Source organism: Clostridium fallax (assembly GCF_900129365.1).
Lineage (GTDB): Bacteria > Bacillota > Clostridia > Clostridiales > Clostridiaceae > Clostridium_AH > Clostridium_AH fallax.
Genome location: NZ_FQVM01000005.1, coordinates 86900 through 107354, shown reverse-complemented (window position 1 = coordinate 107354; position 20455 = coordinate 86900). Strand labels below are relative to the sequence as shown.

Below are 20455 nucleotides of genomic sequence, written 5' to 3'. Positions count from 1 at the left end.
AAAAAAGTATTTAATATTTAATAAAAAAACCTTTTAATATTATGGAATTAAGGTTACAATTAATACATAACTAAATTTTATTAAGGGAGGTGAATCCTCACATTACATTGTAAAATGTGTGGAGATTATATGTCAGATAAAGATTTAAATAAATGTGGTTGTGGTTGTGGAGATCATGAAGGCGAAAATACTTGCGGATGTGGAGAACATAATCACGAAGATCATAGCTGTGGATGCGGATGTGGAGAACATTCTCATGACGATCATGAATGTGGATGTGGTTGCGGAGACCATGAATATGAAACTTTTGTAGTAGATTTAGAAGATGAAGATGGAAATATAGTTAGCTGTGAAGTAATAGATGCTTTTGAGTATAATGAATTAGAATATGTTTTAGTTCAAAATCCTCAAGATGGTTCTGTATACTTATTCAGATCAGAAGGAGAAGAAGGAAGTCTTGCTGTTCCAGATGATGAAGAGTTCCAAGCTGTAACTAAATATTACGAGGAACAACTATCAGAGTAATAAAATTTTAGTATACAAATTTAAGGGTATTTGATTTAAATCAGATACCCTTTTATTTATTAAAAGAAAAAATTATTTAGTAAAAATTTAAAATGTATTTTTAAAATAAAAGTGATGTAAAAAGGAGAAAAAAATTAAATGGAAAAATTAGCTATATTTGATGTGGATTTTACCTTAACTAAAAAGGAAACTCTTATGGAATTTTATAAATTTATGATAAGAAAAGATATAAAAAATATAAGGTTCTTACCTAGGGCTGCTTTTTCAGGAATTATGTTTATATTAAAAATTTTTGATGAAAGAAAAACTAAAGAAACTTTTTTAAAGTTTATAGATAAAATAGATGAAGATAAACTTAAGGAAATAGTTAAAGACTATTATGAGAAAGTTTTAAGTAAAATTTTTTATAAAGATGGAGTAGATATGATAAAAAAATTAAAATCTGAAGGATATAAGATATATCTAATTTCAGCGTCTCCAGAGTTTTATTTAAAAGAACTTTACAATATAAAAGAAGTTGATAAAGTAATAGGAACGAAATTTAGATTCAATGATAATAAAGTTTTTTTAAGAAAAATAGATGGAGAAAATTGTAAGGGTAAAGAGAAAGTTAGAAGACTTATGGAAGAATTAAAAAAAGAAAATATAAAAGTTGATTTTAAAGATTCATATATGTTTTCAGACTCCCTTTCAGACAAACCGCTTTTTGATTTAGTAGGCCATCCCTATCTTATAAATTATAGAGGAAAAAATAATTTGATTAAAATTTTAAAATGGAATTAATTTATTGTAAATATTTAATTTTAAATTTAAATAATGTAAAAAATTTTTCTTAATGTTTATAAAAAATTAACTAAAAGTTATTATTTTTAGAAATAATATTAAGAATTTCCATGAAATAAACGATAAAAATAAAAAGATATAATTTAAAAAAGATAATTATTATTAAGCTTAGGAGAAATGAAAATGGATAGGGTTATTTATGAAGGACATAACATAGAAGAATGTATTGAACAAGCGGTAAAAGAATTTAATTTACCAAAGGAAGTTATTAATTACAAAGTACTGGAAAATAAAGGTATTTTTAAGAAAAAGGTTAAGGCAGAATTTTCAATAGATAAAGAAAAAGCTGATAAACTAAATGGAGAAGCTGAGATTATAAATGGAAAAATAAATATTAAAAGTCCACTATTTGGAGGACAAAAAGCAGCTTTAATTCCAACATCAAAGGTTATATTAATAGTTAATGGAAAAATAATAAAAGAAGAAGAAAAGGTTTATGTAACTGGAGAAGATCAAATAACAGTATCTTGTGAAGAAATAGAAGCTAAAAGAAATTTTTCAATAGATACAGATGAAAATAATATAAAAGCTTATGGTGAAATAAGATATGTTCCTAAGGTTACTTATAGGTTAAAAGATAAATCCTTTTCAAAAGAATTAAAAATAGAAACAGAGATTTCAAAAGAGGAGTGTCCACCTGCTTTTACTAAGGATGAAATAATTAATTTTTTAAATGATCAAAAGATAATATATGGAATAAAAGAAGAAAATATAGATGAACTTATAAGTGCTAAAGAGTCTAAAAGAATTTTAATCGCAGAAGGCGAAGAAAAAATAGACGGCATAAACGATAAAATAAACATTTTATACAATACTGGAGATAATTTTGATATAAACGAAAAAATAGATTTTAGGAAAAGAAATAATATAAATAACGTTCAAGTAGGGCAAATAATTGGAGAAAAAATATTAGGACAAGATGGTCAAGATGGAATGAACATTTTTGGAAAGGTTTTGCCTCACAAAAAAGCGGTAAAGAAAAGTTTAATAGCTTTAAAAGGATGTATAGTTAAAGATAATAGAGTTGTTTCACTTAAAAAAGGACGTCCTTATTTTAAAAATAATGGTTTTTATGTAGAAGAAGTTTACGAAGTAAATTCTAATGTAGATATGAAGACAGGTAATGTTGATTTTATTGGTGGTATAGATATTAAAGGAAGCATCAGCGAAGGAATGGAAGTAAATGCCGGAGGATATGTATCTGTAGAAGGAGGAATAGACTCAGCTAAAATAACTTCAAAAGGAGATATTTTTATAAAGGGAAATGTTTTAAATTCAAATATAGAAGCTGGTGGAAAAGAAGCTAGAAAATCTATGCAAATAGATGTTTTAAGAAAATTCTCTAATAATATTAAGAGTCTTATTGAAACTGTAGAAGAGATAAAAAATCATAGTTTGCTTGGACAAAACAGAACCGATGGAGAAATAATAAAAGTTTTATTAGAGAACAAATTTAAGAATGTAAATAAATATTATATAAAGCTAATTAATTTTAATGTTATAGAAAAAGGTAAATTTGAAGATATTATTAATTTAATAAAAAAGAAATTAATAGGTTTAGCTCCTATTTCCATAAAGCATTATAGTGAATTGAACGAAATTATTAATAAGATATATTCTAAAATACAAGAATTAGAAAAAAATATTGATCTTGAGGTTAATGTACAATTAAATTATGTGCAAGATTCAACAATTATTTCTTCAAATTCAATTATTATAAATGGAAAAGGAATGTATACATCAGAATTATTAGCAAGAAATTCCATATATTTCATAAATCCTGAAAGCGTAGCAAGGGGAGGAATACTATCTGCTGAAAAGGAGATTAAATGTCAAATTGTAGGTAGTACTGGACAGGTAAAGACAACTCTTAAGGTAGGAAAAAAAGGACATATTTGGGTTGAAAAAGCTTATGCTAATACTAAATTTGTAGTAGGAGAAAGAGAATGTATTTTAGATGAACCATCTAAAAAAATAGAAGTTTATCTAGACAATAGTGGTGAAATTGTTTTAGACAAGTTTAAATTATAAGGGAGTGTATGGTGTGAGTAAAGAAGCAAAGATATTAATATTTAGCTTGAATAATGAGTATTATGCAACTGATATAATTCAAGTTGAAAGAATTTTAGGTTATGAAGAGCCAACAGTATTACCTGAGGTACCTAATTTTTTAGAAGGAGTAATAAATTATGAAAATAATATATTACCAATAATAAGTTTATCTAGAAAATTTAATTTTGAAAGCCAAATATCATCTGACAGTAAGATTATAGTTATTAAAGATGATGATGTTAAATTAGGTGTAACTGTGGATAATGTATGCGAAGTTACTGATATTAATCTAGATGATATAGAGGTACCTCCAACAGTAGGAAGTTCTATATCAACAAGATATATAAAAGGATTAATAAGATTAGAAGATAAAATAGTAATATGGTTAGATCTATCAAAGGTATTAACTGAAGATGAAAAAGAAAAAATGGCATAAGGTGTAGGGTATGGAAAGTTATATAAAAGTAGGTATAGCAGATTTAAATATAGCCTATTTCCCTGATAAAATTATGACTATTGGGTTAGGTTCCTGTATAGGAATAGCTATATATGATTATGAGAAGAAAATTGTTGGATTAGCACATATAATGTTAGCTAATTCTAAGCAATTTAAAGAAGTTACCAATCCTTATAAATTTGCAGACTTAGCAATACCCATATTAGTAGATAAGCTTATAAAGATAGGATGTAATAAAAGAAGATTAAAAGCAAAAATTGCCGGTGGTGCTTCGATGTTTAATTTTTCTGATAAAAGTATAATAAATGATATAGGAAAAAGAAATGGTGAAGCTGTAATAGAAAGTTTAAAAGCATTAAATATACCAATAGTAGCATCAGATTTAGGTGGAGTTAAAGGAAGAACTATGACTGTAGATACAAGCGACGGAAAAGTAACTCTAAAAATAATTGGTCAAGGAATTAAGGAATTATAATGGAGTGATAATATTGAAAAAAGTTAAAGTTATGGTAGTAGACGATTCCGCTTTTATGAGAAAAATGATTTCTGATATGATAAAAGCAGATGACGAATTAGAGGTAGTTGCTAGTGCTCGTAATGGAGAAGAATTAATAAAGAAACTTAGCACATATGACCCAGATGTTATTACTTTGGATGTAGAAATGCCCATAATGGATGGATTAAGTACATTAAGGGAAATGAAGAGATTAGGTATAAATAAGAAAATAATAATGGTTAGTGCTGTAACTGTAAATAATTCAAAATTAACATTAGAGTGCTTGCAAGAAGGTGCAGTAGATTTTATTTTAAAACCATCAGGAAGTATTTCTCTTGATATAGATAAAATAAAATTAGATTTAATAAATAAAATAAGAACTATTTCCTTATCAGGTAGCAAAACTTTGGAAAAAAGTGTTGGTACTACAAGGGATAGAAACATTTTAAAAAGAGATGAAAATAGGAGTAATATTAGAGGTAATGATATATATAAGGCTATAGTAATTGCCGCATCAACAGGAGGTCCAAAAGCTGTACATACTGTAATAGAAAGTCTTCCAAGCAATATGGATGTACCTATTTTTATTGTTCAACATATGCCACAAGGTTTTACTAAGGCCTTTGCTGATAGACTAAATAGAACTTGTAAATTAAAGGTTACGGAAGCAATTCACGAAGATATTATTGAAAAAAATCATGTATATATAGCTCCGGGAGGATATCATATGGAAATAGGTTCAAAGGATAGAATAATACTAACAAAAGAACCTACCTTATGGGGAGTTAGACCTGCAGCAGATAAACTTTTTAAATCTGCAGCTAGAATTTATGGTGATAAATTAATATCTGTTGTGTTAACTGGTATGGGAAGAGACGGTGCATCTGGTACAGTAGAGGTAAAAAACTTTAATGGATATACAATTTCTCAAGATGAAGATACTTGTGTAATATATGGAATGCCAAAAACTACTTTTGAAACTGGTGCAGTAGATGAGGTTTTACCATTAAATGAAATAGGAAAAAGGTTAGCCCAGCTAGTAAGAAGAGGATAGATTAAATATGGATATAAAAGATTTTGAAAAAAGCATTTATAAGGAATTAGGAATAAATCTGTCAGCCTATAAACCTACTCAACTACATAGAAGAATAGATAGTTTGATGGGAAGATTAGGTATAAAAAGTTTAGATGAATTTTTAGTTAAAATAAAAACTGATAGTAATATAAAACAAAGATTTTTAGACTTTATAACTATAAATGTTACTGAATTTAATAGAAATCCTGATATATTTAATCAGTTTGAAAAAATAGTTAAAGATGAATTTTTAGATAAAAACAAAAAAATGAAAATATGGAGTGCTGCATGTTCCATAGGTTGTGAACCTTATTCAGTAGCTATGTTTTTAAAAGAGCAAGGAGCTTCTTTATATGAACATACTATAATTGCAACAGATATAGATAAAACAGCACTAAAAAAAGCAAAAGAAGGTATCTATACAGATATAGAAATGAAAAATATTTTATCTTCAACTTTAAAAAAGTATTTTAAAACAGTAGGAGATAAGTATTATATAGATGATTCTATAAAGAAAATGGTGCAATTTAAACAACACGATCTTATATTAAATTCATATGAAGGTGATTTTGATATAATTATATGCAGAAATGTGGTTATATATTTTAATAGTGATGTAAAAGATAATATTTACCGTAATTTTACAAAGTCCCTTAAAAAGGGAGGTTTGCTTTTTGTAGGAGCCACAGAAAGTATTTATAATTATAAAGAATATGGGCTGGAAAAAGCGTCCACCTTTATATATAAAAAAGTGTAGGAGGGAAATAAATGGATACATCTCAATATTTATCAATGTTTTTAGAGGAATCTATAGAAAATTTACAAACTTTAAATGATTCATTATTAACACTAGAACAGAATCCTCATGATGTTGATAAATTAAATGAAATTTTTAGAGTGGCTCATACAATAAAAGGTATGGCTGCAACAATGGGTTATAGTAAAATGGCAGAGCTAACTCATAAAATGGAAGATGTTTTATCTAAGTTTAGAGAAGGTGAATTACAGGTTACTCAAAATGTTGTAACAACATTATTTGATTGTCTAGACACACTTGAAAAAATGGTAGATAATATATCAGAAGGCAATGATGAGGGAGTAGATGTTGATAACATAATGAGCTCATTAGAGCAGATATCTAGCGGAGAAGTACTAGCTCCTAATAAGAAGGAGAAAAAAGAAGAAAAAAAGGAAGAAGTTATTTCTGTAAAAGGAATAGAAAAGTCTGCATTAGATATTAACGAGTATGATAAAAGTATAATAGCGCAAGCTAATGAAAAAGGGTTTAAAGCTGTACAAGCACAAATAGAGTTAAGCCCTAATACACTTTTAAAATCTGCTAGGGCTTTTTTAATATTCCAAGAACTTGAACAAAATGGAGAAATAATAAAGTCATATCCTACAACAGAAGATTTAGAAAATGAAAATTTTGAATTTATTATTGAAATTATTATTCTTACAACACTAAAAACAGAAGAAATTAAAGAAAAATTATTAAATATTTCTGAAGTAGATAAAGTTTCAGTAATAGAAATCGAATTAAATAATGGAGAAGAGAAAAAAGAGGATTCACTTCAAGAAGAAAAGAAGCCAACAAAACCAGCAGAAGATAAAAAGGTAAAAAATAAACCTAATAACAAAGTTAATAAAGACCATAAAAAAGTTCACCAATCTGTTAGAGTTGATCTTGAAAGATTAGATAAACTTATGAATATGGTATCAGAATTAGTTATCAATAGAACAAGACTAGAGCAAATAAGTAGTAATTATAAGCTATTAGATTTAAATGAAACTTTAGAGCAAGTAGCAAGAACAACTACAGATTTACAAGATCTTGTTATGAAAATAAGAATGTTACCTTTAGAAGTTGTATTTAATAGATTTCCTAGAATGATAAGAGATTTATCTTTAGAATTAGATAAAGAAATTAACTTTATAGTAGAGGGACAAGATACAGAACTAGATAGAACAGTTATAGATGAAATAGGGGAACCACTTATACATCTTCTTAGAAATGCTGCTGATCATGGTATAGAAAGTAGAGAAAAGAGAATTGAAAGTGGAAAATCAGAGGTAGGAACAATAAAACTTTTAGCTTACCAAGAAGGCACTAAAGCTGTAATTGAAGTTAAAGATGATGGAGCTGGAATAGATGTTGAAAAGGTAAGGGCTAAAGCAGAGAAAAATGGTATAAGTACTGAAGGAATGAGCGAGAATGATATTAAAAATTTAATATTTGCTCAAGGATTTAGTACAAATGAAGTTGTAACAGATATTTCTGGTAGAGGAGTTGGAATGGATGTTGTTAAAACTAAAATAGCTTCTCTAGGTGGAACTGTGGATGTTTATAGTGAGATGGGAAAAGGATCAAGTTTTATTATAAAGCTTCCGCTAACACTTCAAATAATACAAGCTTTATTAGTAAAGGTTGGAGAGGAAAGTTTTGCAATTTCATTAGGTTTTATCGATAGAGTTATAGACTTTAATCAAGCAGAGATAAAGTCAACTAATGGTAAAGAGGTTATTGTTTATAGGGGAAATGTCATACCTATAATAAGATTAAATGAAAAATTAGGTATTGACTGTGATAATAGTGGAAAAAGCTTTATTATAATTGTAAAAGTTGGAGACAGAGTGGTAGGACTTCTTGTTAATTCATTATTAGGACAACAAGAAATAGTTATAAAACATTTAGGGAAAACTTTAGAGAATATGAAGGAATATGTTGGAGCTACAATACTAGGAGATGGGTTAGTAACATTAATATTAGATATAGCAGCATTAATTTAATTTAGGAGGTTAATTATGGATTGTAGTGAGCTAAATTTACTTCAATTAGATGCTCTTAAAGAAGTGAGTAACATAGGGGCAGGAAATGCTGCCACAGCACTTTCACAGTTGTTAAATAAAAAAATTGACATGACTGTGCCAGCAGTTGAGGTTATATCTTTTGAACAACTTTTTGATATTGTTTCAGAAGATGAAATTGTAGCTGGTGTGTTAGTTAGAGTATTAGGTGATGCTCCTGGAAATATTTTGTTTATATTTGAAAAAGAACAGGCCTTTAATATTATAGAATTATTAACAGGCCAAAAAGGAGCAGAATTTGGAGAGATAGGATCATCAGTGCTTTGTGAAATTGGAAATATAATTTCTTCAGCATATATGAATTCTATAGCTAAGCTAACAAATCTATCAATAATGCCTTCAGTTCCGGCATTGGCATATGATATGATGAGTTCTATATTAAGTGCAACTTTTGCAGAAGTAGCACAATTTAGTGAAAATATTTTGGAAATAAAAACAACACTATTAGGAGAAGACCGAGAGAAGATTGGAGGATATTTTTACTATCTTCCAAATCCAGGATCTTTAGAAAAAATATTTAACTCAATAGGTGTTATTTAAATTATGGAGGTAAAAACAATGGCTAAAGTATTAATAGTTGATGATGCAGCATTCATGAGAATGATGATAAAAGACATATTAGAAAAGAATGGTTTTGAAATTGTTGGAGAGGCAAGTAATGGTCTTAAGGCAGTAGAATTATATAAAAAGGAAAAACCAGATGTAATTACAATGGATATAACTATGCCAGATATGGATGGAATAGAGGCAGTTAAGGAAATAAGAAAGTTAGATTCAAATGTTAAAATAATAATGTGTAGTGCAATGGGACAACAAACAATGGTTATGGATGCTATAAGAGCAGGTGCAAATGACTTTATAGTTAAGCCTTTCCAAGCAGAAAGAGTTTTAGAAGCAATTAAAAAAGCACTTTAAAATAGAAAGGGGCATTTTTTATGCAGGTTGTGGTATTTAAATTAGGCAATGAGCATTTTGCTATAGAGACTTCAATTGTTCAAGCTATAAATGACATGATGAAAGTGACAAGAGTACCAAAAGCCCCAGATTATATAAAGGGTCTTATAAATTTAAGAGGAAATATAATTTCTCTTCTTGATATAAATTTATTAATGGGCGTTAAAAGCGACTTAAAGGAGCAGGAGAATATTATAATAGTTAATATTCAAGACGAACAAGTAGGAATATCTGTAGATCAAGTAGATGAAGTTTTTGAAGTCAGTGATAAACTTATAAAAAAGTTTGACGAAAGAAATGAAAAACCGTATAGAAAAGGAGTAATTAATTTAAATGATCAAATAATTACTCTCTTAGATACGGAAAAACTTTTGATAAACTAATGGAAAAGAGGGAGTAGTATGGCAGATGTATTATCACAAAGCGAAATTGATGCCTTATTGTCTGCCTTATCTACAGGGGAATTAGAACCAGAAGAATTAGATAAGGAAGAAGAAAAACAAAAAATAAAGCCTTATGATTTTAGAAGTCCGCAAAAATTTTCAAAGGAACATATAAGGACCTTAGAGAGGATTCATGACAATTTTTCAAGGATAATCTCTAATTATCTTACAGCCCAAGTAAGAAAAAATACTAAGGTTAAAATAGAATCTGTTGAACAAATAACTTATGAAGAATTTATTCATTCAATACCGACCCCGACCATACTATTTCAATTTAAAATGTCGCCTTTAAATGGTTCCATTTTATTTGAAATGAATCCAAGTCTTGCCTATCAAATAATAGATATATTATTAGGTGGAACAGGTAATAAGGGTGAGGTAAATAAAGAATTTACTGAAATTGATAAGAATATTTTATCTCAAATGGGAGCAGGAATGTTAAGCAACTTAAAGTTAGCATGGGAAGATGTTGCAGATGTTTCTATAGAAATGGAAGGATTGGAAACTAATCCTGCGCTAAATCAAACCTTAGCTCCTAATGAACCGGTGGCATTAATAACTTTCTCTGTAGAAATAGGAAGCAATAATACATTTATGCATTTATGTATACCATATTTAAGTATAGAAAAAATACTAGAAAAGCTGGTTATACAGTATTGGTTCCAATCAGATGATAATGAAAATATAGAAGAATCTCAAGAATTAATAAAAGAAAAATTAAATTCAGTAGATATTAATATTTCTGCAGAACTTGGAAAAACAGTTATTAGTGTGGATGACTTTTTACAACTTGTGGTAGGAGATGTTATAAAGTTAGATAATAAATGTTCAAGCCCTGTAAAAGTAATTATAGAGGATGAAGAAAGTTATTATGGTAAACCAGGTATTATAGGTAAGAACAGGGGAGTTGCTATATTAGATATTATAGATAAGGATGTGGATAAATATGAGTAATAGTTTCCTTTCACAAGATGAAATAGATTCACTATTAAAAGGCAGCGACACACCTGAAGAAGACATTAAACCTCAAGATGAAAATTTAAGTGTAGATGAACTTAAAGAGGATGATATAACTGATTTACATAAAGATTTATTAGGAGAGGTTGGTAATATATCAATGGGATCAGCTTCCACAGCATTATCTCAGCTTATAAACCAACCAGTTAATATTACAACACCAGTTGTATCAGTTACAACATTAAAGGAACTTAGAAAAGAATTCCATGTTCCTAATATTGTGCTAGAGGTTAAATATGTATCAGGTATATCAGGAAAAAGTATATTAGTAATAAAATTACCAGATGCAGCAGTAATAGCAAGCCTTATGATGGGTGGAGATGGTAATGTTTCTAATAGTACTAGTTTAACTGAAATTGAAATAAGTGCAGTTCAAGAAGCTATGAATCAAATGATAGGTTCAGCAGCTACTTCAATGGCAACAATGTTTTCAAGGGAAGTTAATATATCACCTCCTATATCAAACACTTGGGAGGAAGATACAAGTCCACTAACTGAAGAAATTTCAGAAACAGAAAACTTAGTTAAGGTTTCTTTCAGAATGACTATAGGAAATTTAGTTGATAGTAATATAATGCAAATACTACCAATGGAAACTGCAAAAACTATAGTGTCAATAATGATGGGAGAGGAACCAGAACTTAGTGACAAAAATAATAGTAGAGAAGAGTCAAGAGAAGTTATGAAAAATAAAGAACAAACTAAAAATATAGATAATAGTACAATTAATGATAACTCAAATTCTAGACCAGCTACTAAAAAACCTTCAGCGCCTGTAGAGGTGCATGAAGCTACTTTTGATAATTTAGATCAAGAAAGAATAGGTGCACCTCATAAAAATATTGATTTAATATTAGATGTACCTTTAGAAATTTCTGTAGTATTAGGAAAAACTAAAAAATCTATAAAAGATGTTTTAGCATTAGCTAATGGATCACTTATAGAACTTGATACTTTAGCAGATGAGCCAGTAGAAATTTTAGCTAATGGCAAAAAGGTAGCTTATGGAGAAGTAGTTGTTATAGATGAAAACTTTGGTGTTAGAATTACTGATATAGTAAGCGGACCAGAGAGAGTTAAAAGTTTAAGAGATTAATAAAATTTTCTATTTTATTAACAGTAAATAATAAAAATAAGCAGGTTAAAAGCCTGCTTTAATTTTTTAGATGGCGATTTATAATAATAGTATTATAATAAAGAAAATACAAAGATAAAGACTAAATAATATATAACTTTTATACGATAACATAATTAAGATAACTTCAGTATATGGAGGTAAAGATGAATATTAATAAAATTAGAGAAATAAATAATACTATTAAAGTTTATAACAACAATAAAGTTTGTAAAGATAAAGAAAATATATTGAATTCTAATAATGACAAAATAGAAATATCATCATTAGGTAAGAAGTTAAGCGATATGAATATAGATAATATTTCAATAAATAATGACAAAAAAATAGAAGAGATTAAAAAGTCAATTAAAGATGGGACTTATAAGGTTGATACTTCTAAGTTAGCAGAAGCTATGATTAAAAAAATTAAGGAGGAAAAGCTTTAATGCTATATGTTTTAATTGATACTTTAAAAGAAGAAGAAAAGTCTTTAAGAAAACTTTTAGGCTTACTAGATGAACAATATAAATTCATTATGGCAAATGATGTTTTTAAATTAGAAGATGTTGTAGGAAAAATAAAACTTTGCAATAAAGAGGTTGCAGAGTATGAAGTAAAAAGAAGAAATTCTTTAAATGGATATTCTATGAAAGACGTTATTTTAAAGTCTAAAAATGTGGAACTTGAAAATAAGTATAGGGACATAAAAAAATTACTACATGAAGTTATATTACAAAAAGAAACAAATGAACTTCTTATAAAGCAGCAATTATCTATGACTAATAGGTTATTAAGTATAATAAATCCTAATAGAGAGGTTAAAACATATAATTCTATTGGAGGATTTAAAAGATAGTGGAGGGATAAAATGACAGGATTATTTTCAACGTTTAATATAGCAAAAAGAGGTATAGGATCACAACAAAAATGTATTGATGTAACTTCACATAACGTTTCTAATGTTAATACAGAAGGTTATTCAAGACAAAGAGCTAAAATTGAAACTAGTAGACCTCAAAGTTTATCATCTTTATCAAGTACAGCAGAACCAGGACAATTAGGAACAGGTTCACAAATACAAGCGATAGAGAGAGTTAGGGATACGTTTTTAGATTATCAAATAAGAAATGAAACTAGTCTTACTGGTAAATATATACAACGAGAAAGATTTTTAGGAGAAATAGAAGGAATATTTAATGAGCCTTCAGATACAGGTATATCATCATTAATTGGTAAGTTTTTTGATTCTTGGCAGCAATTATCAAAGCAACCTCAAAGCTCTAATGCAAGAACAGTAGTTGCTCAACAAACTTTAGCTTTAACAGATACTTTAAATCATACATATGGACAATTAAAAAAATTAAAAACTAATGCTCAAAATTTAATTAAAAATTCAGTTTCAGAGATAAATAGTACTTTAAATCAAATAGATCAAGTTAATAAAGAAATAAAAGGTGTAAAGGCTACAGGTAATAATCCTAATGACCTTATGGATAAAAGAGATAACCTTTTAGATTCTTTAAGCACCAAATTTGGAATCACAGTAGATAAAAATAGATTTGAGGCAATAGATTTAAGACCATCAGATATAGGTAAAATGAAATCACCTAATTTAGTAAATGCTGATGAAAATATGAAAAGTGCTAGATTTTCATTTATAACTGGAATAGAAAAGGATATAAATGACCCATCAGGAACAACTTATAAATTAACTTATTATAAGTTTGGAAATATGGATAGTGAGGAAAATAAACAAAGCTTAATATTAAAGGATGTATCTCCAGATCAGCTAAGAACTTTAGAAGAAGGAAGAGTTCTTTGGGCTAGTAGCAATGGAGTTGCAACTAAGGCTGATGGATTTGAAATAAAAAATGGTTCTATAATATCAGCTTCAGAATTAGTTAGCTTTGAACCTCAATCTGGTGAACTTAATGGAATTATGTCAATTCAAAATGATATAAATAACTACATGAAAGAATTAGATAGGTTAGCAAGAAGTATAGCTTTCTCTGTAAACGCCGTACATAGTGGACTTTCTTCTGCTGATGATAATAATGGAGTTCCAAATAGAGACTATATGCCTTTATTTGTTAATAGTACCGCTATTAAATATGGTACAAATTACGAAATAACTAATTTAGATGATACTCTAAGGGGAGAAAGTGAAATAAGTGCAGAAAATATAACAGTAAATAAAGCTATTTTAGAAGATGTTATGAAGATAAAAACTAGAACTCATGATAATAACTATTCTTATGCTAGTGAAAACTTTGAAGATGGAGAAAGTGATGGAGAGAGAGCTTTAGCAATAGCTCAACTTAGAAATACTTTACTATTAGTTCAAAATTTTGATACATCTATAAAAAGTAGAAAAGATTTATTTAACTTATCAAAAGGTGGAGCTATTTTAGGTGAAAATGGTCTTAAAATAGAAAATAATATTAATGGTATGACAATAGATGGTTATTTTAAAGATACTATAGATAGATTAGGTGTTCAATCACAAGAAGCTACAAGAGTTGTAGATAATCAATCAGCACTACTTCATCAGTTAAATACTAATAAGCAAGAAAAATCAGGAGTTTCATTAGATGAAGAAATGGCAAACTTAGTTCAGTTTCAACATGCCTATAATGCTAACGCAAAGGTAATATCAACAGTAGATGAATTATTAGATGTAATTATAAATGGATTAAAAAGATAAGAGGTGATTTAAAAAATGAGAGTTACAAATAAAATGCTATGTGATAATTTTTTAAATGATATGAGAGGAAATTTAGGGAATCTAAAAACCCTTCAATCTCAATTAACTTCAGGAAAGGAAATAAGAAAACCTTCTGATAATCCTTTTAAAGTAGCAAGAAGTTTACAGTTAAGAAGTGATATTGGAGCTAATAAGCAATACAACGAAAATATAAGTGATACTTTAAACTGGTTAGATGCTACAGATACAGCTTTAGATGAAGCAACTAATTCAATGCAAAGAATTAGAGAACTTATGATAGCTTCAGGAAATGCTGCTTATGGTTCAGATGAACTTAATGCAATAAATGATGAAATGAATCAAAAGATTGAAGAATTATCTCAAATATTAAATTCTAATTTTGATGGTAAATATATATTTGGTGGAAGTAAGGGAAGTTCAAAACCTATAGGGGTTAGAGAAAGTTATATAAATGGAAATAGAGAGCTATACTATTCAGGAAAACTTGGGGAAGAACTAGGAAAATCCAATCCTCAAGTAAATATGATAGGAGCTAAACTTAATGTAGAAATTTCTCAAGGAGTAACTATGGAATATAATGTCACTGCATCAGAGATCCTTCATTTTACTAATAATAAGGGAAGACAAATAAACGTTGCAGATTTACTTAATGATATAACAAATAATCTTTCATCTAAGGATCCAGGAGACAGGGATAAGGTTGTTGGTGAAAATTTACAAGATTTAAGTGATGCTATGGGGAATTTGTTAAAAATAAGAGCTGAGGTTGGTGCAAAGCAAAACAGAATGGAATCAGCTAAAAATAAAAATGATGATGAGAATTTTAATATGACAGAGCTTTTATCTAATACTGAGGATATTAACTTTACAGAAAAAATGATGGATTATTCAACAGCTCAAACTGTTTATATGGCATCTCTTCAAACTAGTGCTAGAATAATACAACCTTCTCTTATGGATTTCCTAAAATAAATAGGAGTGTGTAAAAATGGAGATTAATACAAAATATCATGGTATTTTAAAATATAATGATGAAAATATTATTGAGTTTAAAAAAGGAATTTTAGGCTTTAAGGATCTTAAAAAATTTATTCTTTTAGATTTAGATAATAATCCATCATTTAAACTTTTGCATTCTATAGAAGATGATGAAGTTGGATTTATAGTAATATCATCTTTTGATTTTTTTAAAGAATACGAGTTTAATCTGAAGAAGGATACAATTGAAAATTTAAAAGTAAAAAGTTCAGAAGAAATTTTAATATTATCAACTATAACATTAAATTCAGATGTAGAAAAAATAACAACAAATTTAAGAGCTCCTATAATAATTAATATTATTTCAAAACTTGGGGAACAAATAATATTAGATAAAGAAGAATATAAAGTAAAGCATCCTTTATATAGAGGTGATAAATAATGTTAGTTATAAAAAGAAAAGAGGGAGAAGGTTTAGTTATTGGTGATGATATAGAAATAAATATAGTAAAAGTTGATGATAAAACTGTAAAATTAGCTATAAGTGCACCTAAAGATGTTTCTATACTAAGAAAAGAGCTAGTTTTAGCAGTTGAAGAAGAAAATAAAGAAGCTATGAAAGTTGATTTAAGTATTTTAAATAAGCTTAAATAATGGGAGTGGTTTATATATGAGCATTATGGGAATAAATGGCCAAGAATTTATATCTGTTGAACCTAATTTGAAAAATAGTAGTTATCATTTTCCTAAAGAAAATAATGAAAAAGAAGAATTTTCTAAAGATCAATTAGAAAAAGCATTAAAAAAACTTAATAAGTTCTTAGAAGATGATGATGTTCATGCAGAGTATGATTTTCATGAAAAATTTGGAGATTTAATGATAAAAATTGTTAGTGATAAAACTAATGAAGTTTTAATGGAGATACCTCCTAAAAAAATTTTAGATGTGGTATCTAAGTTATGTGAACTTTCAGGAGTAGTTTTTGATAAAAGAGTTTAGGGTATATTTGGTGAGGGAATAAAATCATGGAATTTAGGCTGAATAAAATTGATATGGATCTTAGACAAAAAATTCAAGATGAAACTAGTGAAGGTAAGATTCATAGAAAAAAGGAAATATTAATAGAAAATACAGATTATAAAGAAAAAAAAGAGAAAAATAAAAAAAATAATAAAGAAAAAGAAAATAAAGATTTTAAAGATATAGTTAAGAAATCTAAAAAAATAACTATAGATACTGTAAAATTTAAAAGCTATAAAGTAGATGCAGAAAAAGACATTTCATTAAATAAAAGCAAGTCTAATATAGGAGTGTTTTTAGATACAAAAAAGTAGGAGGATCAAAATGTACGGAGCAAATGCATATAATGTTTATAAAAGTAATAGTGTAAATCTTGCATCAAGGGATCAATTACTTCTTATGATTTTAGACGGAGCAGTTAAATTTAGTAAAATTAGTAGACAAGCTATTTTAGATAAAGATATGAAAAAGGCTCATGAATCTTTAGTAAGAACTCAAGATATATTTGTAGAACTTATGAGTAGTTTAAATATGGATGCTGGAGAATGGGCACAAAAACTTATGTCTGTTTATGAATTTATAAATTATAAGTTAGTACAAGCTAATTTAAAAAAAGATATAAGGGAATTAGACGAAGCTATTCCTTTAATTGAGGAAACAAGAGATATGTGGTATGAGGCTAATAAATTAGCCAAAGGTGGAATATAGAATGGAAGTAAAAGAAAAACTTCTTAGATATAAAGCTTTTACCGAAAATATTATAGAAAATCTAAAAAATGATAACTTAGATAATTTAGAAAGCAATTTATTTGAAAGACAAAAGATAATAAATGAGTTGCTAGAAATAAAAGATTTAAAAGAAAATAATGCTAAATTAGGTGAAGAACTAATAATATTAGAAAAAGAATTAAATAAAATTTACAGAGAAAAAAAAGAAGAATATAAAAAAAAATTAAGCGAAAATAATAAATCAATGATGGTTAATAAAACTTATGGAAATAATGTTTCAAAAATTAATGGTCTAGTCAATTTAAAAATATAATTATTATGAGGTGAGAAAATGAATATTAATGGAGCTTCAAATAGTGGAGGAAGTTATAATAGAATTACAGGAATGGCTACAGGAATGGATACAGATAACATGGTAAAGCAAATGTTATCAAGAGATAGAGCAAGAGTAGACAAAGTAAAACAAGATGAGCAAGCTCTTAAATGGAAGCAAGAAGCATATGTAGACATTACAAAGGATCTTAAAGAATTAAATGATTATTTTGATATAACAAATCCTAATGGATTATTTAAAAGTGAAAACTATTCAGGATTTAAATGCAATAGTAGTGATGAAAATTCAGTAACTGCAAAAGCTTTTGGTGGAGCTGCAAAGGGAAAGTATAAGGTTGAAGTTAACCAGTTGGCAACTGGAGCTAAGGCTGAGATCACATTAAATTCTAGTAGTATAAGTAATTTAAGTAGTTCTACTAAGTTAAAAGATTTAGGTATTACAAAAACTGACTTAACATTAAAAATAAAAGATAAAGAGTTTAATATTAAAATAGATACAAGTAAAGATATAGAAGATTTAGTTTCAAAAATAAAATATGCTAAAAATGGAGATACTATATTAGGAAATTTAGTAGATGTTCATTTTAGTGAACTAACTGGGAAACTTACAATTGAAACTAAAGAAACTGGAGAAAATGCTAAATTAGAAATTACAAATGATATTTTTAACGGCACAAAATTAGAGCAAGGTAAGAATGCAGAATTTAAAATAACTCCTCCAGGAGAAAAAAAAGCATATACAAAAACTAGTTATAAAAATACTTTATTAGTTGATAATATAAGTTTTACAGCTAATGAAGTTACAACTTCAGAAGTTAGTATAAATGTAATTCCTGATGCTACAGATCAAGTTAAGAAGTTTAAAGGCTTTATAGATAAATATAATAGTATTTTAGATAAGATAAATGATAAACTTTCAGAGAAAAAAGAATATAAATTTAAACCTCTTACAGAAGAACAAAAGAAAGAAATGAAAGAGGATGAAATAAAAAATTGGGAAGAAAAAGCTAAAAAAGGTCTTGTAAAAGGTGATATGCAGCTTTCAACTCTTATGAGTAGTATAAGAGGAGCCTTTTATAAATCAGTAGAAGGGGCAGGATTAACTTTAACTGATATAGGTATTTCTACTAGTGGAAACTATAGGGATAGAGGAAAACTTGAATTAGATGAAAATAAGTTTAAGGAAGCCCTTGAAACTAGAGGAGATCAAGTGCAAAAGTTATTTACAGCTTATGATAAGCCATTTCAATATGATAAAACAAAATCACAAAAAGAAAATAATGATATGTTAAAAAGTCATAATGAGAAAATAGGAATATTTACTCAAATAAAAGAGCAGCTAGAAACTGCAATTGGAAAAGATGGTTTCTTGATAAAAAAAGCAGGATATAAAAATACAAGATGGATAACTAATAATGATCTTTCTAAAAAAATACAAGATAAAGCTAAACTTATAAGAGAATTAGAAGCCAAAATATTTACAAAACAGGAGCAACTTTATAAGAAGTTCGCTATTTTAGAAAAAAATATGAATAATATGAATTCTCAAAGCAGTTGGCTTTCACAGCAATTTGCTCAATAAATAATGAAATTAGAAATATAAAAGTAAATAATAATAAATAGTATTAAAGGAATATCTAAAAAATTATTAAGTGATATTCCTTTATTTTCATAAGATGTAATAAATCAAAAAATTATTTCAGTTGTTTTTTATATTTTTTAATAAAGTAATTAGATAATTAAATAAAAATTCATTATTGTATATACATTAAATAAAAAAATAAAAATTTTTTATAAAAAGTATAAAGTGATAAAAAAGTTTTACGATATTAAATATGTAAGGTGATTAAAACCTTAAAAATTAAAAAAAGGCAAGGATGCCGACATAATTCAAGGAGGAATTTAAAATGATAATCAATCACAATATGAACGCAATGAATGCTCATAGAAATATGGGAATCAACATCGGAAGTGCTGCAAAGGCTATGGAAAAATTAAGCTCAGGTTTAAGAATAAACAGAGCTGGAGATGACGCTGCAGGTCTTTCAATATCAGAAAAAATGAGAGGACAAATCAGAGGTCTTAACCAAGCATCAAGAAATGCTCAAGATGGTATCTCATTAATTCAAACAGCAGAAGGAGCTTTAAATGAAACTCAAAGCATTCTTCAAAGAATGAGAGAATTAGCAGTACAAGGAGCTAACGATACAAACGTTGCTGTTGACAGAAGTGCTATACAAGCAGAAATAACATCATTAAACTCAGAAATAAATAGAATAGCAAAAACAACTCAATTCAACGAAAAGAACCTATTAGATGGTACTTGTAAAGGAGCTAACCTACAAATTGGAGCTAATGTAAGTGCTGATTTAACTTTAAGTGTAACTATAGGATTAATGGATGCAAAAACATTAGCAGTAGATGCTGTATCAGTTGCAGATAATGCTAAAGCTACAGCTGCAATAAGCTCAGTAAACTCAGCTATAAAGACAGTTTCAACTCAAAGATCACAATTAGGAGCTATACAAAACAGATTAGAGCATACTATAGCTAACTTAGACAACGCTTCAGAAAACTTACAAGCAGCAGAAAGCAGAGTAAGAGACGTTGATATGGCAAAAGAAATGATGAACTTCTCAAAGAATAACATTCTTCAACAAGCTGCACAAGCTATGCTTGCTCAAGCTAATCAACAACCACAAGGAGTTCTTCAATTATTAAGATAATAATTAAGAAATTTTTATAAAAAGAGTAACTATTTTAGTTACTCTTTTTTTATACCTAATAAAGTTTTAATAAGTATTTACGAAGATTTTAATATA

General features: G+C 27.7%; 25 protein-coding genes. All 25 read left to right on the top strand.

Annotated elements, in window-relative coordinates:
* Positions 1–129: 129 nt before the first annotated feature.
* The gene (locus BUA70_RS04330) at positions 130–525 is read left to right on the top strand and encodes a DUF1292 domain-containing protein (protein ID WP_072893786.1); all 396 of its coding nucleotides are present in this window, start codon (positions 130–132) and stop codon (positions 523–525) included.
* Between the two features lie 138 nt (positions 526–663).
* Entirely contained in the window at positions 664–1308 is a 645-nt protein-coding gene (locus BUA70_RS04325; RefSeq protein ID WP_072893737.1) for an HAD-IB family hydrolase, read from the top strand.
* A 183-nt stretch (positions 1309–1491) separates the two neighbouring features.
* Positions 1492–3399 (top strand): flagellar assembly protein A, encoded by a 1908-nt coding sequence (locus BUA70_RS04320; RefSeq protein WP_072893734.1) that lies wholly within the window; start codon positions 1492–1494, stop codon positions 3397–3399.
* 13 nt (positions 3400–3412) lie between these two features.
* Positions 3413–3856, top strand: coding sequence for a chemotaxis protein CheW (locus BUA70_RS04315; protein ID WP_072893730.1), 444 nt, complete (start codon positions 3413–3415; stop codon positions 3854–3856).
* Positions 3857–3866: 10 nt separating this feature from the next.
* On the top strand, positions 3867–4352 hold the full coding sequence (locus BUA70_RS04310; protein ID WP_072893726.1) for a chemotaxis protein CheD: 486 nt from the start codon (positions 3867–3869) through the stop codon (positions 4350–4352).
* Positions 4353–4365: 13 nt separating this feature from the next.
* On the top strand, positions 4366–5427 hold the full coding sequence (locus BUA70_RS04305) for a protein-glutamate methylesterase/protein-glutamine glutaminase (RefSeq protein ID WP_072893722.1): 1062 nt from the start codon (positions 4366–4368) through the stop codon (positions 5425–5427).
* 7 nt (positions 5428–5434) lie between these two features.
* Positions 5435–6205, top strand: coding sequence for a CheR family methyltransferase (locus BUA70_RS04300; RefSeq protein ID WP_072893720.1), 771 nt, complete (start codon positions 5435–5437; stop codon positions 6203–6205).
* A gap of 11 nt (positions 6206–6216) precedes the next feature.
* Positions 6217–8238 (top strand): chemotaxis protein CheA, encoded by a 2022-nt coding sequence (locus BUA70_RS04295; RefSeq protein ID WP_072893717.1) that lies wholly within the window; start codon positions 6217–6219, stop codon positions 8236–8238.
* 15 nt (positions 8239–8253) lie between these two features.
* Positions 8254–8856, top strand: a complete 603-nt coding sequence (locus BUA70_RS04290; RefSeq protein ID WP_072893714.1) for a chemotaxis protein CheC — start codon at positions 8254–8256, stop codon at positions 8854–8856.
* Between the two features lie 18 nt (positions 8857–8874).
* Positions 8875–9231 carry a response regulator gene (locus BUA70_RS04285; RefSeq protein WP_072893711.1) on the top strand — a complete coding sequence of 119 codons (357 nt, stop codon included), beginning with the start codon at positions 8875–8877 and terminating at the stop codon, positions 9229–9231.
* Positions 9232–9251: 20 nt separating this feature from the next.
* Complete coding sequence (locus BUA70_RS04280; RefSeq protein WP_072893708.1) at positions 9252–9653, top strand: chemotaxis protein CheW; 402 nt, start codon at positions 9252–9254, stop codon at positions 9651–9653.
* An 18-nt stretch (positions 9654–9671) separates the two neighbouring features.
* Entirely contained in the window at positions 9672–10667 is a 996-nt protein-coding gene (fliM, locus tag BUA70_RS04275) for a flagellar motor switch protein FliM (RefSeq protein WP_072893705.1), read from the top strand.
* Positions 10660–11826, top strand: a complete 1167-nt coding sequence (fliY, locus tag BUA70_RS04270) for a flagellar motor switch phosphatase FliY (RefSeq protein ID WP_072893702.1) — start codon at positions 10660–10662, stop codon at positions 11824–11826. Before fliM ends, fliY begins: the two co-directional genes overlap by 8 nt.
* Positions 11827–12011: 185 nt before the next feature.
* Positions 12012–12293, top strand: a complete 282-nt coding sequence (gene flgM, locus BUA70_RS04265) for a flagellar biosynthesis anti-sigma factor FlgM (RefSeq protein WP_072893699.1) — start codon at positions 12012–12014, stop codon at positions 12291–12293.
* Positions 12293–12703: a flagellar protein FlgN gene (locus BUA70_RS04260; RefSeq protein WP_072893696.1), complete on the top strand. Its 411-nt coding sequence runs from the start codon at positions 12293–12295 to the stop codon at positions 12701–12703. The genes flgM and BUA70_RS04260 overlap by 1 nt, the downstream gene beginning before the upstream one ends.
* A gap of 12 nt (positions 12704–12715) precedes the next feature.
* Positions 12716–14551 (top strand): flagellar hook-associated protein FlgK, encoded by a 1836-nt coding sequence (gene flgK / locus BUA70_RS04255; protein ID WP_072893692.1) that lies wholly within the window; start codon positions 12716–12718, stop codon positions 14549–14551.
* Positions 14552–14566: 15 nt separating this feature from the next.
* Entirely contained in the window at positions 14567–15544 is a 978-nt protein-coding gene (flgL, locus tag BUA70_RS04250) for a flagellar hook-associated protein FlgL (RefSeq protein ID WP_072893689.1), read from the top strand.
* Positions 15545–15560: 16 nt separating this feature from the next.
* Positions 15561–15992: a flagellar assembly protein FliW gene (gene fliW / locus BUA70_RS04245; protein ID WP_072893686.1), complete on the top strand. Its 432-nt coding sequence runs from the start codon at positions 15561–15563 to the stop codon at positions 15990–15992.
* Positions 15992–16204, top strand: coding sequence for a carbon storage regulator CsrA (csrA, locus tag BUA70_RS04240; protein ID WP_072893683.1), 213 nt, complete (start codon positions 15992–15994; stop codon positions 16202–16204). Before fliW ends, csrA begins: the two co-directional genes overlap by 1 nt.
* Before the next feature lie 16 nt (positions 16205–16220).
* Positions 16221–16550: a flagellar protein FlaG gene (locus BUA70_RS04235; RefSeq protein WP_072893680.1), complete on the top strand. Its 330-nt coding sequence runs from the start codon at positions 16221–16223 to the stop codon at positions 16548–16550.
* 26 nt (positions 16551–16576) lie between these two features.
* On the top strand, positions 16577–16885 hold the full coding sequence (locus BUA70_RS04230; protein WP_072893677.1) for a hypothetical protein: 309 nt from the start codon (positions 16577–16579) through the stop codon (positions 16883–16885).
* 10 nt (positions 16886–16895) lie between these two features.
* Positions 16896–17279 (top strand): flagellar export chaperone FliS, encoded by a 384-nt coding sequence (fliS, locus tag BUA70_RS04225; protein ID WP_072893674.1) that lies wholly within the window; start codon positions 16896–16898, stop codon positions 17277–17279.
* A gap of 1 nt (position 17280) precedes the next feature.
* The gene (gene fliT, locus BUA70_RS04220) at positions 17281–17613 is read left to right on the top strand and encodes a flagellar protein FliT (RefSeq protein ID WP_072893669.1); all 333 of its coding nucleotides are present in this window, start codon (positions 17281–17283) and stop codon (positions 17611–17613) included.
* 18 nt (positions 17614–17631) lie between these two features.
* Positions 17632–19215, top strand: a complete 1584-nt coding sequence (gene fliD, locus BUA70_RS12905) for a flagellar filament capping protein FliD (RefSeq protein ID WP_083573451.1) — start codon at positions 17632–17634, stop codon at positions 19213–19215.
* A 325-nt stretch (positions 19216–19540) separates the two neighbouring features.
* Entirely contained in the window at positions 19541–20359 is an 819-nt protein-coding gene (locus BUA70_RS04205) for a flagellin N-terminal helical domain-containing protein (protein ID WP_072893666.1), read from the top strand.
* Positions 20360–20455 lie beyond the last annotated feature (96 nt).

Excerpts from the sequence above, each read along its gene's own strand:
- BUA70_RS04330 (WP_072893786.1), top strand. The coding sequence starts at position 130 with ATGTCAGATAAAGATTTAAATAAATGTGGTTGTGGTTGTGGAGATCAT.
- BUA70_RS04325 (WP_072893737.1), top strand. The coding sequence starts at position 664 with ATGGAAAAATTAGCTATATTTGATGTGGATTTTACCTTAACTAAAAAG.
- BUA70_RS04320 (WP_072893734.1), top strand. The coding sequence starts at position 1,492 with ATGGATAGGGTTATTTATGAAGGACATAACATAGAAGAATGTATTGAA.
- BUA70_RS04310 (WP_072893726.1), top strand. The coding sequence starts at position 3,867 with ATGGAAAGTTATATAAAAGTAGGTATAGCAGATTTAAATATAGCCTAT.
- BUA70_RS04300 (WP_072893720.1), top strand. The coding sequence starts at position 5,435 with ATGGATATAAAAGATTTTGAAAAAAGCATTTATAAGGAATTAGGAATA.
- BUA70_RS04295 (WP_072893717.1), top strand. The coding sequence starts at position 6,217 with ATGGATACATCTCAATATTTATCAATGTTTTTAGAGGAATCTATAGAA.
- BUA70_RS04290 (WP_072893714.1), top strand. The coding sequence starts at position 8,254 with ATGGATTGTAGTGAGCTAAATTTACTTCAATTAGATGCTCTTAAAGAA.
- BUA70_RS04285 (WP_072893711.1), top strand. The coding sequence starts at position 8,875 with ATGGCTAAAGTATTAATAGTTGATGATGCAGCATTCATGAGAATGATG.
- BUA70_RS04280 (WP_072893708.1), top strand. The coding sequence starts at position 9,252 with ATGCAGGTTGTGGTATTTAAATTAGGCAATGAGCATTTTGCTATAGAG.
- fliM (WP_072893705.1), top strand. The coding sequence starts at position 9,672 with ATGGCAGATGTATTATCACAAAGCGAAATTGATGCCTTATTGTCTGCC.
- fliY (WP_072893702.1), top strand. The coding sequence starts at position 10,660 with ATGAGTAATAGTTTCCTTTCACAAGATGAAATAGATTCACTATTAAAA.
- flgM (WP_072893699.1), top strand. The coding sequence starts at position 12,012 with ATGAATATTAATAAAATTAGAGAAATAAATAATACTATTAAAGTTTAT.
- BUA70_RS04260 (WP_072893696.1), top strand. The coding sequence starts at position 12,293 with ATGCTATATGTTTTAATTGATACTTTAAAAGAAGAAGAAAAGTCTTTA.
- flgK (WP_072893692.1), top strand. The coding sequence starts at position 12,716 with ATGACAGGATTATTTTCAACGTTTAATATAGCAAAAAGAGGTATAGGA.
- flgL (WP_072893689.1), top strand. The coding sequence starts at position 14,567 with ATGAGAGTTACAAATAAAATGCTATGTGATAATTTTTTAAATGATATG.
- fliW (WP_072893686.1), top strand. The coding sequence starts at position 15,561 with ATGGAGATTAATACAAAATATCATGGTATTTTAAAATATAATGATGAA.
- csrA (WP_072893683.1), top strand. The coding sequence starts at position 15,992 with ATGTTAGTTATAAAAAGAAAAGAGGGAGAAGGTTTAGTTATTGGTGAT.
- BUA70_RS04235 (WP_072893680.1), top strand. The coding sequence starts at position 16,221 with ATGAGCATTATGGGAATAAATGGCCAAGAATTTATATCTGTTGAACCT.
- BUA70_RS04230 (WP_072893677.1), top strand. The coding sequence starts at position 16,577 with ATGGAATTTAGGCTGAATAAAATTGATATGGATCTTAGACAAAAAATT.
- fliS (WP_072893674.1), top strand. The coding sequence starts at position 16,896 with ATGTACGGAGCAAATGCATATAATGTTTATAAAAGTAATAGTGTAAAT.
- fliT (WP_072893669.1), top strand. The coding sequence starts at position 17,281 with ATGGAAGTAAAAGAAAAACTTCTTAGATATAAAGCTTTTACCGAAAAT.
- fliD (WP_083573451.1), top strand. The coding sequence starts at position 17,632 with ATGAATATTAATGGAGCTTCAAATAGTGGAGGAAGTTATAATAGAATT.
- BUA70_RS04205 (WP_072893666.1), top strand. The coding sequence starts at position 19,541 with ATGATAATCAATCACAATATGAACGCAATGAATGCTCATAGAAATATG.